Here is a 15,013-nt window from a genome sequence, read left to right as displayed (position 1 = left end):
GTGGCCGGCCACGGTTCAGAGATCGTGCCGGGACGGTCCGGAGCGGGATTTCGGCCGGGGGCCGTCCCGGCGTGCCAGCAGGACGACGGCGGTGAGCGCCGCGGCCGCGGCCAGGACGAGCAGGAGGACGCGGTCCGGTACGGCGCCGCCGAGGCGTGCGAGGGGTTCTTCCAGCCCTGCCTCCGTCTCGACGCTGATCAGGGAGGGGAGGGCCGCCGTGCCGTCGAACAGCAGGAAGATCGCGCCGAGAAGCATGAAGAGGATGCCGCCGGCGAGGGAGGTGGTGTGCCAGGAGAAGCGTCCCAGCCGCACGGTGCGGCCCCGTAGCCAGCGTTTGTGGCCGAGGTCGAAGCGGTCCCAGAGCAGCGCCAGGGCGAACAGGGGGACTGCCATGCCGAGTGCGTAGACCGCGAGCAGCAGGCCGCCGTGGGCGGGCCGGCCGCCGAGGGCGGCGAGGGTGAGGATGGAGCCGAGGATGGGGCCTGCGCAGAAACCCGCCAGGCCGTAGACGGTGCCGAGGGCGAAGACGGAGACGGCCGATCCGGAACGGCGGGCTCCTGCGGCTTCCTGCAATCGGCGCACTCCGAATCCGATCCCGAGGATCTGTGCCGCTCCCAGCGCGATCACGGTCCAGCCGCCGATGGTGACCAGCAGGTCACGGTGGCCGTAGAAGAGACGGCTGGCGAAGGAGCCCGCGACGCCGAGCGGCACCAAGGTGGTGCACAGGCCGAGATAGAACAGGCCGGTGCGCAGCAGCAGCTTGGCCGGACTGGTGAAGGAGTAGGCGAAGAAGGCCGGCAGCAGCAGCGCGCTGCAGGGGCTGAGCAGGGCCAGCAGGCCGCCGAGGAAGGCGGCCAGCAGGCTCGCGTCGCCGTTCACCGGGCGGCCTTCGCGGCTGCCTCGATGGTCTGCTTGAAAGTGCCGACCGGCTGGGCGCCGAGGACGGGAACGTCGTTGATCAGGAAGGCGGGAGTGCTGGTCACGCCGAGGGAGTAGCCCTCGTTCTGGTCCCGTCGGATTGCCGTGTCTGCCGCGTCGGAGTCCAGGTCCGCGCGCCACTTGTCGAGGTCAGTCACCCCGGCGGCCTTGGCCATCGCGGTCAGCTTGTCGGTGGAGAAGGCGCCGGTGTTCTTCTTGCCTGTCTTGCTGTACGCCTGGTCGTGGAACTCCCAGAACCTGTCCTGTTGGCCGGCCGCCCAGGCCGCGCGGGCTGCCGCTTCCGATTCCTCGCCGAAGATCGGGAAGTTGCGCCACTCGATGCGCAGCACGCCCTCGTCGACGTAGGAGCGGATCAGCTCCGGTTCGGTGTCGCGGGCGAACTTCCCGCAATAGGGGCACTGGAAGTCGGAGTACTCGATCATGACGACAGGCGCGTCGGCGTCCCCCACGGCCAACGGGTCGTCGGTGTCCCGACGGGCCAGTGCGAGCAAGGCGCTCGACTGGGCGTCGGACGTGCTGGTGTCGGCGACGGCGGAGTCCTGAGACGCGGTGCCGGACGGCCCGTCGTCGAGGGTGAGGGCGAGAACCGCTGCGACGACGGCGGTCAGTCCGGCAGCGGTGGCGGCGAGTGTGCGGTTGCGTCGGCGGACGCGGGATGCGGCGGGGGAGGAAGAAGACGGCATGGCGGGAGACAACCTCGTGCTCGGTGGGTGAGTGACGGACAGCGGTAGGCGCACGGCGCTGTGGCCGTGCGCCGGGCCGTGACCGAAGGACGGCCGGTCGGCGCGCGGCGCGTGGGGAACGCGCGAGCGTCCGGCCTAGATCCGCATTCGGTCGGGTACGGCCCGTCCCGCCGGCGGGGAGAGTCCCGACGTCACCACGTCTCGGCACACGTCGGCCGAGATCGTGTCGAGCCCGGTTGCGGCCGGGGCGGTCGTCCGGGCCACCGGCTCCGCCGTCTCCAGGAGGCGTACGTCCGGCTGGGCGAGGAGCACTTTCCTGCACGGGGGAGGTGTGCCGGGTGCATCGCACTGGGCGGAGCCCGGTCGCACCCGATCGGTGGCCTCGCCCGGGCCCTGGACCGCCGCATCCGCCGAGGCGGTCACGGTCCTGGGACTCGACACCCCCGTGCCGACGTCGAGCGTGCGTGTTCCGCAGGCCCACGCACTCAGCACGACGAGCAGCGACAGCAGGGCGAGAAGACCCCGGCGCGCTCGCGCGGAGCGCGTCACCGCGGTCACCGCAGGGAGCCGGGGAAGAACTGTCATCACCTCACGTCACGTCCGGAAGGTGCCGATCGCCTACCGCCGCGCCTGTCACGTACAGGGGTGCAGGCACAGGTAGCCGTCGATACGGCGCACATGGTCGCAGTCCGGGTCGCCGGGCAGTGCGTGCCCGAGGTGCTCGGCGCGGACCTCGCCGATCCACTGGTCGTGCTGGTACTCGTGGTTGACGAGAGCGGTCAGCAGATGTGTCGCGACGATGGTCATCTGGGTGGGCGCGCCGGTCCTCCCGGCCGCGATGTCACCGATGCGTGCGTGTACCCGCTCGGCGACGGTCTCCCGGAAGGCCGCGAGCCGCTCCACCGTCGGGAGAGCGCCGCGGAACTTCTCCGGGTTGGCCGAGTCCATGAGCCCGTCCAGTTCCGGATCCGGGCTGGGCTCGGCTGCCGTGAGGTTGCGGATCATGAAGTGGGCGACGTGGGCCTGGTGCCCGAGGTGCCAGCCGATGGCGCTGAAGTCCTCTCTCGGCCGCCACACCACCTCGTCCGGCGTGAGGTCCCGCCACAGCTCGTCGGTGTACCCGCGGGCACGGTCGTACTCGTCCAACAGCGCCTGCAGTTCGTACACGGCTCTCCTCCACATGTGCGGTCGGGTCTGCGGGTTCGGGTTGCGCGAGGAGACTTGGCGCTCCTCGGACGGCGCGGCTGGTGGCGGCGGACCGCCGCCACTGTAGAGAGCCGCAGCGCGAGCCGGTAGGAGACGAACCCGAATGTCCTCATCACTGATCTGTATGGCCCACGCCGGGCACGGCGCGGTGGAGCGGCTCCGTTGGCCCCGGCGAGCTGGGATCCCGAGCCGGTTGGTCATCGGCCGACTTCCCTTTCGGGTCCCTGGTGTAGAAGGTGTAGGCGGCGAGTACCACCAGTACCCAGACGCCGGAGACGACCAGCGAAACCCGGGTGTCCGGGAGGATCGCGACGCAGACGAGGACGACGGCTATGAACACCAGGGCGAGGTAGTTGCTGTACGGGTAGAGAGGCATCCTGTACCGGATGTTGTCCGCCTGACCGCTCAGGACCTTGCTCCTGCGGAACCTGAGGTGGCTGACCACGATCGATCCCCAGGCGCAGATCAGGCCGAAGACGGTGACGGACGAGAAGACCGTGAAGACCTGATCGGGCATCAGCAGATTGAGCAGCACACCGGCGGCCATCGTCACGAACACCGCCGTGACCGCCTTCGAGGGAACGTTCCTGTCGTTGACGGTGCCGAGAAGCTTCGGCGCGTTGCCCTGGAGCGAGAGGTTGTAGAAGGTGCGGCTGTTGGTGAAGACGGCCGAGTTCACGGCGGAGAGGACGGCGGTGATGACGACGACGTTCATGACCGTTGCCGCGGCCGGTACGCCGATTCTGGCGAAGACGGTGACGAACGGGCTGCCCGAGCCGTTCAGTGAGGTCCAGGGGAAGACGGTGACCAGGACGGTGATGGCACCGACGTAGAAGATCATGAGTCGCCAGAAGGTCGCGTTGACGGCCTTCGGCATGGTCGTGGCGACGTCCTTGGTCTCGCCTGCCGCGATGCCCAGGTTCTCCACGCCGCCGAAGGAGAAGGCGACCATGACGATGGCGAGGAACGCGCCGCTGATGCCGTTGGGGAGGAAACCTCCGTGCTCGTGGAGATGACCGAGACCGATGGCGTGTCCGCCGTTGCCGACCCCGAAGGCGACCATGGCGAAGCCGAAGAGGATCAGCGCGATGATCGCCACCACTTTGATGAGCGCGAACCAGAACTCCGCCTCACCGTAGAACTTCACCCCGACGACGTTGACGACGAACATCACGGTGACCACCACGGCCGCCGTCGCCCAGATCGGCACCGCGGGGAACCAGTACTGCACGTAGTGCCCGAGAGCGTTGAGTTCGGCTGCGGTGGTGGCGAGGAGGAAGATGAACGCGTTCCACCCGTTGAGGAAGCCGGCGAACCGGTGGATGTAGCGGTTGGCGTAGGAGATGTAGGCCCCGGACACCGGTTCGGCCACCGACATCTCGCCCAGGGCCCGCATCACGAAGTAGATCGCCACGGAGGCGACGACGTAGGTGACGATGATGGCGGGGCCGGCGGTGGCTACCGCCGATCCGGAACCGTAGAACAGGCCGGTTCCGATGGAACCGCCGATGGCGATCATCTGGATGTGCCGGCTCTTGAGGTCCCGTTTGAGCTCTTCTTTTTCGTAGTCCTTCGCGGCTCTTGCGGTCATGTCACTGCTCCCTGGAGGAAAAGGGTGGTGCTCTGACGAAGGGACGTGCAGGTACGCGAAAGCCGCAGCGAGGGCGCTGCGGCGCGCGCCCGTGGCCGGCCACGGGCGCGTAAGGAGTGCGGGTGCGCGGGGGTTGTGTCAGACGGTGGCGATGATTGCTTCGATCTCTACCGGGGCCCGCATCGGCAGGGCGGCGACTCCGACGGCGGAACGGGCGTGCTTGCCCGCCTCGCCCAGCGCCTCGACGAACAGGTCGGAGGCCCCGTTGGCGACCAGGTGGTGTTCGGCGAACTCGGGAACGCCGGCGACGAACACGGTGATCTTCAGCAACTGGCGGATCTGGCCGAGGTCGCCCAGGGCTGCCTTGGCCTGGGCCAGGACGTTGGCCGCGCACCAGCGGGCGGCGAGCTGTCCGGTGGCGACGTCCAGGTTCTGTCCGAGCAGTCCGGTGGCGATCAGCGCGCCGTTCCGCAGCGGGAGTTGTCCGGAGGTGCGCAGCAGGTTGCCCGACCGGGTCCAGGGCAGGTAGTTGGCCACCGACCGGGCCGGCTGCGGCAGTGGCACGCCGAGTTCGGCAAGGCGGGTTTCGACGGCGGATATCATGCGTGTCCTCCGGTGGGGGCTGTGTTCGCTGTCCGTGCGGTGTTCAGAGGTTTTCGACGGCCGTCAGCAGCCGGTCGATGGCCTCGTCGACCGTGGAGCGGGGACAGCCCAGGTTGACCCGCATGTAGCCGTGGCCCTCAATGCCGAACTTCTGTCCCTTGTCCAGCCACAGCCGTGCCTTGGTGAGCATGAACTTGTCGAGCGACGCGGCGTCCATCCCCAGTTCCCGGCAGTCCATCCAAGCCAGGTAGAGGGAGTCGGCCGGCAGAACCCGCACCTTGGTCGTGGCGGAGTTGACCGACTGGGCGAAGTGGGCGTGGTTGCCGCGCAGGTAGGTGAGCATCTCCTCCAGCCAGGGCTCGCCGTGCGCGTAGGCGGCCTCGGCGGCGACCATGCCGAGCACGTTGACCAGCGGGAACATGTTGCGGTCGTACTGGCGGGCCAGTTCCGCGCGCAGCCTTGGGTCGGGTACGAAGACGTTGGCACTCTGCAGGCCCGGGAGGTTGAACGTCTTGCTGGGGGCGGTGCAGGTGATGCTGTTGCGTGCGAATTCCTCGCCGAGCGAGGCGAACGGGATGTGCTTGCGGTCCGGGTTCATGACGAGGTCCTGATGGATCTCGTCGGAGACGACCAGGACACCGTGGCGGGCGCAGATCTCGCCCATGGTCCGCAGTTCGTCCTCGCTCCACACGTTCCCGGTGGGGTTGTGGGGGTGGCTGAGGATGAACAGCTTGGTGTCGGGCCGGATGGCGGCCTCGAACGTCCGGGCGTCGAAACGGTATCCGCCGTCGGTCCGCACGAGCGGCGCGAACGCCAGGTGGCGGCCGTTGAGCAGGATGTCGTCGTGGAAGTGGGCGTAGACCGGTGGCTGGATCAGGACCGAGTCACCGGGCGCGGAGAACGCCTGCACCGCCGTCTTCAGTGTGGTGATGATGCCGGCGGTCTGCATCACCCACTCCTTGGGGACCTCCCAGCCGAACCGCTTGGCCTGCCAGCCGGTGACCGCGTCGAGGTAGCTGTCGGTCGCGCCGCCGGGGTAGCCGAAGACGCCGTGGCCCACGGCTTGGTGGAGTGCGTCGATGACGGCTCGGGGGGCCCTGAAGTCGGTGTCGGCGACCCACATGGGCAGCGGATCGGCAGCGGCCTCGTCGGCGGTCAGGAGATCGTGGGCGTAGGCCCACTTCATCGAGTTGCTGTTCCTGCGGTCGACGACGGTGTCGAAGATCGAACCGGAGCCGACTGCGGAGGCATCCTGTCGTGCTCGGTCGAGGGGGGAGGTCGTGTCGGTTGCCATGGCTGGATGCTAGCTACGACAAAGGGCAAAGTGTTCGTGAACTTTGCCCTTCTCTGTCGCCTGATAGCTAAGATCTAGCGCATGGATGTCACTGACCGCAAAATTGTTGCGCTGCTTCAGTCGGAGGGGCGGATCACGCTCACTGATCTGGCCGAGAAGGTCCGGCTCAGTGTGTCCAGGTGCCAGCGACGCGTCCGGGAACTGGAGGCGGCCGGGGTCATCCGTGGCTATCGCGCGGTGGTCGACGCCGCAGCCCTGGGATACGGATTCGAGGTGCTGGTGTTCGCCACGCTCAGCCGCCCCGACGCCGTCACCGAGTTCGATGCGGCTCTCGCCGAGGTTCCGGAGATCATCGAGGCGCAGCGGCTCTTCGGTGAACCCGACTACCTGATCCGCGTGGTCAGCGCGGACCTGGAGTCCTATCAGCGGCTGTACGAATCGGTGCTCATCCACCTGCCGGGCGTCCGCGGGCTGAACTCGACCATTGTGATGAAGCAGGCCGTCCATCCCCGGCCCCTGCCCGGGCGGCCGTCGCGTGAGCTGCCTCCGCCGGCAGCGGCCACCTGAGCGAGCGGACGTCACCCATCCGCCCCGGCACGTCGGTGAGCCGAACGTGGTCGTAGCCTGCGGCCCATGAGCGACGACAACTCCGACAACCGCGTCGGCCCCCGCGACGGCGCCGAAGTCGAACAGCCGATGAGATCCGCGTCACCGCTCCCCGAAGCCGACCTGACCGTCGATGGCACCGGCCTGCTCTGCGTCACCCTCCTGCTCCGCCTGCGCGCACAGATCGACGGCGCACCCCCCGGCACCGTCGTCCATGTCGTCGCCACCGACCCGGCGGCGCCGCTCGACCTGCCCGCCTGGTGCCACATGACCGGCCACACCTACCTCGGCCCCGTCCCCGGCGAGCGGCCGGTCTACGCCCTGCGGCTGGCCGCGGACGCCCGAGCCACCCGCCGAGACGCACCGTGGCACCCGGCCGGGCCGGAGCACACACGGGACCGGTGAGCGGTCCTCCCGTCACCCCGCCGTGGCGTTGCCCGGCACGCAGGTGCGACAACCGCGCAGGGCAGCCCCCGTGCACTGCCCTCCGCCTCCTGGAGAAACCTGCGACACCCGTAAACCTTCCTGCGTCCCTCGCAACCAACAAGCACCACGCCGCCCAGGCGTACGTGTCGACGAGCAGGAGGAATTCCGTGACGACAGCGCCTCACTCACCACCCCGTGCCGTGCCCCGGGCGGCCGGCCTCCGCAGGTCCCGGCGGGTGCTGCTCGCCCTGGGCGCGGTCGTCGCGCTCGTCGCCGGCGCCGGCGGGGCGTCCGCGGGCACCGATCACCATGGACGGCACCGGGCCATTTCCACGCCGGACGCGCCCGCGGCCATCGGGCCCTACTCGCAGGGTGTCTCGGCCGGGCACCTCGTGTTCGTCTCCGGGCAGCTCCCGATCGACCCCGCAACCGGTGAGATTCCCTCCGATGCCACCATCGAGGAACAGACACGCAGGGCCGCGCGCAGTGTCCAGGCGGTGCTGAAGGCTGACCGGCTGACGCTGAAGCACGTCGTCAGCACCACGGTCTACCTGGCCGACCTCGACGACTTCGACCGCTTCAACACCGCGTACGCCGAGTTCTTCGGCTCTTCCGTCCCGCCCGCGCGGGCCACTGTCGAAGTGGCACGACTGCCGCGTGACGCGAAGGTCGAGATCTCGGCGATCGCCGTCCGATGAGCCACCACCGAAAGGAGAATGACATGCCCCTGACATCATCGGGTGCCCGTGAGGGCAGTGGGGTCTCACGACGCGGATTCGTCGGACTGCTGGGCGCGGGTGCCGCCTCCGTCGGTATCGGGACGGTCGGAGCCGCCCCGGTCGCGGCCGCCGAGAGCGCGACGTCCGCCGCCCTGCCGCCTCCTTCTTCGCCGGGATACTGGAAGGCCGTCGAGCGGCTGTTCGTCCTGGACAAAAAAGTCCTGTTCATGAACGTCGGCACTGTCGGGTCGCCCCCGCGCGAGGTGCTCGACACCGTCGACCGGGTGCACCGCGAGGTGGCCGTCAAGGCGACGTCCTCCTACAGCGACTTCGCCGACGTGCGAGCCGTGGCCGCACGCGGATACGGGTGCGATCCCGACGAGGTCGTCATCACGCACAACACCAGCGACGGCATGTCTAAGATCCTGGCCGGGCTCGCGCTGAAGGAGGGCGACGAGCTCCTCACCACCAACCACGAACACTCCGGCGGCAACGTGCCGCTCGCACTGGCGCGGGACCGGTACGGGGTCGTGCTCAAGCGGGTGGCCCTGCCGGTCGGCAACGACCAACGGGCCGAGGACTACGTCGACCTCTTCCGCCGCGCCATCACCTCGCGGACCAAGGCCCTGGTGTTCTCCGCCCCCACCTACAAGACGGGCACGATGCTGCCCATCGCCATGCTGGCCAGGCTCGCCCAGGACCACGGCCTGATCAGCGTCGTCGACGGCGCCCACATACCCGGCATGATGGCGTACGACTTCCACGAACTCGGCGTGGACTTCCTCGCTGGTTCCGCGGCCAAGTGGCAGTGCGGACCGGGCGGTACCGGCGTCCTCTACATCCGCAACAAGGTGCTGCCCCGCCACAACCCCAACCCCCTGCCCGAGTTCTGGCCCGTGGTCTCCAGCGGCTACCCGGCCGAGGGAGGACTGCCGCCGCGCTCGTCGGGACCGACGGCGAGCTACGACATCGCCGCCACCCTCCAGAGCGTGGGCAACAGCAGCCTGGCGATCATGAGTGGTGTGCGCAACGTCTGCGAGGTCTGGGACCGCATCGGACGGGCCCGGATCCAGGACCACGTCCTCCAGCTCTCCGCCTACGCCAAGGACCTGATCGCCGAGCGATGGGGCGTTCGCGCCCTGTACTCGCCGAAGGACGACCCGCGCCTGGTGTGCGGGCTCACTTCCTTCGCGCCGTTCCGTGACCCGCGGGACGTGCACGACGCGAAGAAGACGGAGACGCTGGTGGCCCGGCTGAAGGACGAGTACGGCATCGTGATCCGCACCAGCGACTTCCCGGTCGCCGGATCGGCCAAGGCACACCAGGCGGTCCGCATCTCCACGCACCTGTTCCACCAGGAGGAGGACGTGAAGCGGGTGGTTGACGCCCTGTGGCGGTTGTCCCGCACCATGAGCTGAGCCCGTAGCACAAGCCAAGGGCCGCGGACGTTGTCCGCGGCCTTCCGGCATGTACGCACTGGGGGCGTCCGGACACCCGCGTCCTGACCTCAGGGCTGGACGATCACGTCGATCCGCTCGTGGCGCGGCGCCGGCTCGGGACCACTGAGGGAGTTCAGCGCCCACAGCCCCACGACGTCGGCAACGGCCACGATCAGCACCGCGAGCGCCAGCATGACCAGCCGCCGCCTCCGGTCCCGGCGCTGCCACTCCCTGCGCGCCCGGGCATACGTGTCCGGGGAGGGCACCACCGTGGAGGCGAGCGAGTCGAGGGTCTCGCGAAGCCGTGACTCGGGGTCGTCAACACTCATCGGCGTGTCCCCATGGCACGCGAAAGCGCATGCATGCCACGGGAGATGTGCGACTTCACCGCGCCCGTACTGATCCCCATCGCCTCGGCGATCTCCCGTTCCTTGAGATCCATCCAGTACCGCAGCACCAGAGCCTCCCTCTGCCGCGTGGGCAGCCCCTTCAGGGCGTCGACCACCTGCCGTTGGTCCTCGTGCAGCATCGCCGTCGACTCGGCGGAGGCGATGGGGTCGAGCTGCACGTCCGCATGACGGCGGGAGACCTGGAGTCGCCGTATCCGCATCCGGACGAGGTTGCACACCACAGAACGAAGGTACGCGGCCGCGGACTCCGGCGCACGGAGTCTGTACCAACGGCTGTGCAGCACACAGAACGCCTCCGCCACGACGTCCTCGGCGTCCTGGTCGGCTCCCAGCAGTACGGCCAGCCGCACCAGCTGGGCGTGATGGCCGTCGAACAGCCGGATCATCGCGGTCTCCCGCTCGACGTCACGCAGGTCGACGCCGGGTTCCGGATCCGCCGGGAGCTCGGAAGCGTCAGCGGTGTCCGAGAGGCCGGACGCCCGCTCCCCGAGTACGGTCGTGCGCCCCTCCGTACGACGCCAGGGCTTGTCCGTCTGCCTCACCGGGCCACCCCGTTCCGACGCACCGCACCGTCGGCAGGTCTCAGCAGACCCGACAGCCCGCGTGGCACACCGAGGCGGTCCAGCAGGGGACTCGCCAGCGCGACCACCAGGAGATTGACGACCAGGCCGACAACCCCCGCGTACACCTGTACGTCCAAGGGGCCGAACGAGATCCGCACGAGGGAGGAGAACCCGCCCCGGCTCACCAGCGCGGTGCCGACCACCATGCCGGACATCCAGCCCGCGAGCAGGGAGACGCGGTGCGGTGTGCGGTGCAGCAGGCCCAGCACTATCGAGGGCAGGATCTGAAGGACCCACACCGCTCCCAGCAGGTGCAGGTTGATGGCGGCCTGGTCACGCACGCCCAGGGCGAAGACCAACGCACCCACCTTGACGACGAGCGACATCAGCCGGGCCATCCGGGTCACCTGCACGACGGTGGCCGTCGGGTTGACGAACTCCAGGTAGACGTTCCTCGCGAAGAGGGTCGCAGCGCCGATGGACATGACCGCGGCCGGCACGAGCGCCGCCACGACGATCGCGCCCAGGATCAGCCCCGCCGCCCACCCGGGAGCGAGATCGAGCACGAGCAGCGGTACCGCGAGTTCACTGCGTCCAGGTGGAGGACTCACACCCGCCGCCAGTGCCGCGATGCCGAAGAGCGCGAACAGGCCGAGCATCGCCGTCCATCCGAAGAGCGTGACGGACGTCCTGCGCAGTACGTCGCCCGAGCGGGCGGAGAAGGCGACCTGGAGAACGTGCGGAAAGGCGAAGAGCGCCAGCGCCGATCCGACGGCGAGGGAGACGTACGCAGGCGCCAGCGAGGGATCGGGTACGAGTGAGGCAGTGCCGTCCTGCGCCGCGAACGCGGCGTCGGCCCGGGCGAAGAGATCAGCCGGCGACCCGAGACCCGTCATCACGAGACCTGCGACAGCCACGGTCGCGCCGACGACCAGTCCCGCCTTGACGACCGAGACGAGCGTCGGGGCCCGCAGCCCGTAGCGGTAGGTGGAAACGGCGAGTACGGCGAACACCGCGGTGAGCGCGGCGTCGCCCATGAGTCCGTCCTGGCGCATGCCCAGCACACTGAGGACCGCACGCAGGCCGAGCAGTTGGAGTGCGATGTACGGCATCAGCGCGAAGATGCCGGTCAGCGCGACCGCCAGCGCGAGGAGCGACGATCCGTAGCGCACCCGTACGAAGTCGGCGACGGTGACGTGTCCGTGCGCGCGTGCCGTCGCTGCCAGCCGGGGCAGCAGGACGAAGCCGATCGCGCAGATGATCATCGTGTAGGGCAGGGCGTAGAAGCCGATGCCGCCAGAGGTGAAGACGGCCCCCGGCACGGCGGTAAAGGTGTACGCCGTGTACACGGTGCCGCCGAGGAGACACCAGAGAAGTCCGCTGCCCTGCCCGCGGCCGGCCAGTGCCCAGTCCTCGAGCTCCGTCCGGGCACCGGGGCCTTTCGACCTCGGGCGGGCACTCCGCAGGGCGACCGCGGACCCGACGAGTACGACGGTCGAACATGTGATCACAGCGCCAGGGCTGTTCATGGCTCCTCCACGCTCGAAGTGACGCGATGTCAGTCCGGAGCGCGGCCGGTTCCGTTTCTGGGACGGCGATCTGTACCGCCAGAAGGAACTCGGCCGAGTCGCGCGGTAAACCCTCCCGGGTCACCGAGCAACTACCGGACGCGAACCCCGTGCCAGGAGGCCGTCGTCAGGCCGGAAGCCATCAGCGTCGAGCGAGATCGACCCTGACCGCTGAGGAGTGAACCACCGATTCCAGCCAATGAACAGCCCATCGACGCGAAGTCGTTCACGCGCGCATCGGTGGTCCTCACCTGCCCGAACGCCGGCGCACCGTGGCCCACCCGCAGGTGAGGCAGCCCGCCTTCCGCCGGCACAACGCCTTTTCCGAGACGTACCAACACCCTCGACCACTTGGAGCAACTGTGTCCGTCAACGGCGCCCGCAGCGCGCGGCCACCAGTGAAATCGATGCTGATATGGACGGGCGTGGCCCTGGTGGGCGCCGCCGCCTGGGGCGTGGTCGCCCTCTCCCGGGGAGAGGACGTCTCCGCGATCTGGCTGGTCGCCGCTGCCCTCGGCTCGTACGCGATCGCCTACCGCTTCTACTCGCGCTTCATCGCCCGCCGGGTTCTCGAACTCGACGACAAGAGGGCCACGCCGGCCGAGCGGCTCGACGACGGCATCGACTTCCAGCCCACCGACCGACGGATCCTGTTCGGCCATCACTTCGCCGCCATCGCGGGTGCCGGCCCGCTCGTCGGCCCGGTGATGGCGGCACAGATGGGTTACCTTCCGGGCACCATCTGGATCGTCGTCGGCGTGATCTTCGCCGGCGCCGTCCAGGACATGGTCGTCCTGTTCATCTCCATGCGGCGCGACGGCAAGAGCCTCGGGCAGATGGCACGCGACGAGATCGGCAGGGTCGGCGGGATCGCCGCGCTGATCGCCGTCCTCGCCATCATGGTCATCATCCTCGCGGTGTTGGCCCTCGTGGTCGTCAACGCTCTGGCGGAGTCCCCCTGGGGCACCTTCTCGGTGACCATGACCATCCCCATCGCCCTGTTCATGGGCTTCTACATGCGGTACCTGCGCCCCGGGCGGGTCCTTGAGACCAGCCTGATCGGCGTCGCCCTCCTGCTCCTGGCCATCGTCGGCGGTGGATGGGTCGAGAACTCCTCGCTCGCCGGTGCCTTCACGTGGGCACCGACCACGCTGGTCTTCTGCCTGATCGCCTACGGCTTCGTCGCCTCGGTCCTGCCCGTGTGGATGCTGCTGGCACCCCGCGACTACCTGTCCACCTTCATGAAGGTCGGCACGATCGTGCTGCTCGCCATCGGCGTGGTGTTCAGTGCGCCGCTGCTGAAGAACGACGCGGTGAGCCAGTTCGCCTCCACCGGCACCGGACCGGTCTTCGCCGGCGCGCTGTTCCCCTTCCTGTTCATCACCATCGCCTGCGGTGCCCTGTCCGGCTTCCACGCCCTCGTGGCCTCCGGTACCACCCCCAAGCTCATCCAGAAGGAGTCGCACGTCCGTCTCATCGGCTACGGCGCGATGCTCATGGAATCCTTCGTCGCCGTCATGGCCCTCATCGCGGCCTCCGTGCTCGACCCCGGCCTGTACTACGCGATGAACGCACCCGCGGGCCTGCTGGGCACCACGGTGGACAGCGCGTCCCAGGCGGTGGCGAACCTCGGCTTCACCATCAGCCCGGACGACCTGGCGGCGGCCGCCCGGTCCGTGGAGGAACAGAGCCTCATCTCCCGCACCGGAGGGGCTCCCACCCTCGCCCTCGGCATGTCGGAGATCTTCTCCGGATTTTTCGGCGGCGCCGGCATGAAGGCGTTCTGGTACCACTTCGCCATCATGTTCGAGGCGCTGTTCATCCTCACCACCGTGGACGCCGGTACCCGGGTCGGCCGCTTCATGCTCCAGGACATGCTCGGCAACGTCTGGAAGCCCATCGGCCGGGTCTCCTGGAAGCCGGGCATCTGGATCACCAGCGCCGTCATGGTCGCCCTGTGGGGCTACTTCCTCTACGTCGGCGCCACCGACCCCCTCGGCGGGATCAACCAGCTCTTCCCGCTGTTCGGCATCGCCAACCAGCTCCTCGCCGCCATCGCCCTCGCCCTGTGCACCATGCTGCTCATCAAGACGGGCAAGCTGCGCTGGGCCTGGGTCACGGGCATCCCCCTGGTCTGGGACCTGGCCGTCACCTTCATGGCGGGCTGGCAGAAGATCTTCGACTCCGACCCGAAGATCGGCTTCTTCGCCCAGCGGGACCTGTACGCGGACGCGCTCGACGAAGGCAAGATCCTCGCCCCGGCCAAGTCGCTCGACGACATGGAGACCGTGGTCCTCAACTCGACCGTGGACGGCGTCATCATGGCCGCCTTCCTCGTCATGGTCGCCCTCGTGGTCGTGCACGCCGCGTCGGTCTGCCTCCGCGCCGTGCGCTCACCGCAGCCGCTGCCCACCACGGAGGCCGCCTACGTCGAGTCCGCCATCACCGTCCCGGCCCCCCGGTCCGAGACGCCGGTCGGCGCACAGGCCGGACCAACGGACGGCGTATGACCGGGACGTCGTTTTCCGGCCCGCTGGCCCGGCTCCTACGAGGCATCCGCTGGTACCTGCGGGAGATCTCGGGCACCGCCGACTACGAACGCCACTGCAGACGGCACCGGGAGCAACACCCCGGCGAACCGGTGCCCACCCGGCGGGAGTACGAGAACCGCCGGTCGTTCCACCGCGAAGCGAACCCGCAGGGCCGCTGCTGCTGACTGGAGCGCCGTCGGGGGCTTGCGGCCTCAGGCCGCGTGCCCCCGACGGGGCTTGCGCCGCTCATACACGTCGCTTATGACGTGATTCAGAGAGCACGCCTACCGGACCACCGCGTGACGTTCTAACTTCGCTGGAACTCCGTGCCAACCGCCGCTCGCAACCATCAGTCAGGAGGCCGCGAACCTCGTGCCGGACTCAGCGACAAAAAGCAGGACTTCGTAAACCCCGCGACTGGGCATGGCAACTCAT

The 15,013-nt window shown here is 68.9% G+C and carries 15 protein-coding genes; 6 read left to right on the top strand and 9 right to left on the bottom strand.

All coding sequences use genetic code 11. The features are described from left to right. Positions 1–15 precede the first annotated feature (15 nt). The 6 genes from Sru02f_RS20920 to Sru02f_RS20895 form a co-directional block, all read right to left on the bottom strand. Positions 16–879, bottom strand: a complete 864-nt coding sequence (locus tag Sru02f_RS20920) for a cytochrome c biogenesis CcdA family protein (RefSeq protein ID WP_244941864.1) — start codon at positions 877–879, stop codon at positions 16–18. Beyond that, entirely contained in the window at positions 876–1,622 is a 747-nt protein-coding gene (locus Sru02f_RS20915) for a DsbA family protein (RefSeq protein ID WP_109032495.1), read from the bottom strand. The genes Sru02f_RS20920 and Sru02f_RS20915 overlap by 4 nt, the downstream gene beginning before the upstream one ends. Positions 1,623–2,255: 633 nt before the next feature. Next, positions 2,256–2,789 carry a DinB family protein gene (locus Sru02f_RS20910; RefSeq protein WP_109032496.1) on the bottom strand — a complete coding sequence of 178 codons (534 nt, stop codon included), beginning with the start codon at positions 2,787–2,789 and terminating at the stop codon, positions 2,256–2,258. A 151-nt stretch (positions 2,790–2,940) separates the two neighbouring features. After that, a complete protein-coding gene (locus Sru02f_RS20905) occupies positions 2,941–4,419 on the bottom strand; it encodes an amino acid permease (RefSeq protein WP_109032497.1) in 1,479 nt (492 codons plus the stop codon). 138 nt (positions 4,420–4,557) lie between these two features. Beyond that, complete coding sequence (locus Sru02f_RS20900; RefSeq protein ID WP_109032498.1) at positions 4,558–5,022, bottom strand: RidA family protein; 465 nt, start codon at positions 5,020–5,022, stop codon at positions 4,558–4,560. 43 nt (positions 5,023–5,065) lie between these two features. Beyond that, complete coding sequence (locus Sru02f_RS20895; protein ID WP_109032499.1) at positions 5,066–6,316, bottom strand: MalY/PatB family protein; 1,251 nt, start codon at positions 6,314–6,316, stop codon at positions 5,066–5,068. Positions 6,317–6,397: 81 nt separating this feature from the next. Between Sru02f_RS20895 and Sru02f_RS20890 the strand changes: the two genes are divergently transcribed. From Sru02f_RS20890 to Sru02f_RS20875, 4 genes are all read left to right on the top strand, one after another. Continuing rightward, positions 6,398–6,883, top strand: a complete 486-nt coding sequence (locus Sru02f_RS20890) for an Lrp/AsnC family transcriptional regulator (RefSeq protein ID WP_109032500.1) — start codon at positions 6,398–6,400, stop codon at positions 6,881–6,883. A 129-nt stretch (positions 6,884–7,012) separates the two neighbouring features. Beyond that, positions 7,013–7,327, top strand: a complete 315-nt coding sequence (locus Sru02f_RS20885) for a sulfurtransferase TusA family protein (RefSeq protein ID WP_109032584.1) — start codon at positions 7,013–7,015, stop codon at positions 7,325–7,327. 257 nt (positions 7,328–7,584) lie between these two features. After that, positions 7,585–8,046, top strand: a complete 462-nt coding sequence (locus Sru02f_RS20880; protein ID WP_305793855.1) for a Rid family detoxifying hydrolase — start codon at positions 7,585–7,587, stop codon at positions 8,044–8,046. 23 nt (positions 8,047–8,069) lie between these two features. Further along, complete coding sequence (locus Sru02f_RS20875) at positions 8,070–9,485, top strand: aminotransferase class V-fold PLP-dependent enzyme (protein WP_159107543.1); 1,416 nt, start codon at positions 8,070–8,072, stop codon at positions 9,483–9,485. Positions 9,486–9,574: 89 nt separating this feature from the next. Here the strand turns inward: Sru02f_RS20875 and Sru02f_RS20870 are convergent, their stop codons facing one another. From Sru02f_RS20870 to Sru02f_RS20860, 3 genes are read right to left on the bottom strand one after another with little or no spacing between them, the layout of a single operon-like run. Further along, positions 9,575–9,835, bottom strand: coding sequence for a hypothetical protein (locus tag Sru02f_RS20870; protein ID WP_109032503.1), 261 nt, complete (start codon positions 9,833–9,835; stop codon positions 9,575–9,577). Continuing rightward, positions 9,832–10,458, bottom strand: coding sequence for an RNA polymerase sigma factor (locus tag Sru02f_RS20865; RefSeq protein ID WP_244941865.1), 627 nt, complete (start codon positions 10,456–10,458; stop codon positions 9,832–9,834). The genes Sru02f_RS20870 and Sru02f_RS20865 overlap by 4 nt, the downstream gene beginning before the upstream one ends. Further along, positions 10,455–12,008 carry a sodium:solute symporter family protein gene (locus Sru02f_RS20860; RefSeq protein ID WP_109032504.1) on the bottom strand — a complete coding sequence of 518 codons (1,554 nt, stop codon included), beginning with the start codon at positions 12,006–12,008 and terminating at the stop codon, positions 10,455–10,457. Before Sru02f_RS20860 ends, Sru02f_RS20865 begins: the two co-directional genes overlap by 4 nt. Positions 12,009–12,454: 446 nt before the next feature. Here Sru02f_RS20860 and Sru02f_RS20855 point away from each other — a divergent pair, with 446 nt between their 5' ends. Continuing rightward, complete coding sequence (locus tag Sru02f_RS20855) at positions 12,455–14,557, top strand: carbon starvation CstA family protein (RefSeq protein ID WP_109032505.1); 2,103 nt, start codon at positions 12,455–12,457, stop codon at positions 14,555–14,557. Continuing rightward, complete coding sequence (locus tag Sru02f_RS20850; protein ID WP_109032506.1) at positions 14,554–14,763, top strand: YbdD/YjiX family protein; 210 nt, start codon at positions 14,554–14,556, stop codon at positions 14,761–14,763. Before Sru02f_RS20855 ends, Sru02f_RS20850 begins: the two co-directional genes overlap by 4 nt. Positions 14,764–15,013 lie beyond the last annotated feature (250 nt).

The organism is Streptomyces rubrogriseus (genome assembly GCF_027947575.1).
GTDB lineage: Bacteria > Actinomycetota > Actinomycetes > Streptomycetales > Streptomycetaceae > Streptomyces > Streptomyces rubrogriseus.
This window is presented reverse-complemented; position numbering and strand designations above follow the sequence as displayed.

Excerpts from the sequence above, each read along its gene's own strand:
- Sru02f_RS20915 (WP_109032495.1), bottom strand. The coding sequence starts at position 1,622 with ATGCCGTCTTCTTCCTCCCCCGCCGCATCCCGCGTCCGCCGACGCAAC.
- Sru02f_RS20905 (WP_109032497.1), bottom strand. The coding sequence starts at position 4,419 with ATGACCGCAAGAGCCGCGAAGGACTACGAAAAAGAAGAGCTCAAACGG.
- Sru02f_RS20900 (WP_109032498.1), bottom strand. The coding sequence starts at position 5,022 with ATGATATCCGCCGTCGAAACCCGCCTTGCCGAACTCGGCGTGCCACTG.
- Sru02f_RS20895 (WP_109032499.1), bottom strand. The coding sequence starts at position 6,316 with ATGGCAACCGACACGACCTCCCCCCTCGACCGAGCACGACAGGATGCC.
- Sru02f_RS20890 (WP_109032500.1), top strand. The coding sequence starts at position 6,398 with ATGGATGTCACTGACCGCAAAATTGTTGCGCTGCTTCAGTCGGAGGGG.
- Sru02f_RS20885 (WP_109032584.1), top strand. The coding sequence starts at position 7,013 with ATGAGATCCGCGTCACCGCTCCCCGAAGCCGACCTGACCGTCGATGGC.
- Sru02f_RS20875 (WP_159107543.1), top strand. The coding sequence starts at position 8,070 with ATGCCCCTGACATCATCGGGTGCCCGTGAGGGCAGTGGGGTCTCACGA.
- Sru02f_RS20870 (WP_109032503.1), bottom strand. The coding sequence starts at position 9,835 with ATGAGTGTTGACGACCCCGAGTCACGGCTTCGCGAGACCCTCGACTCG.
- Sru02f_RS20860 (WP_109032504.1), bottom strand. The coding sequence starts at position 12,008 with ATGAACAGCCCTGGCGCTGTGATCACATGTTCGACCGTCGTACTCGTC.
- Sru02f_RS20855 (WP_109032505.1), top strand. The coding sequence starts at position 12,455 with ATGCTGATATGGACGGGCGTGGCCCTGGTGGGCGCCGCCGCCTGGGGC.
- Sru02f_RS20850 (WP_109032506.1), top strand. The coding sequence starts at position 14,554 with ATGACCGGGACGTCGTTTTCCGGCCCGCTGGCCCGGCTCCTACGAGGC.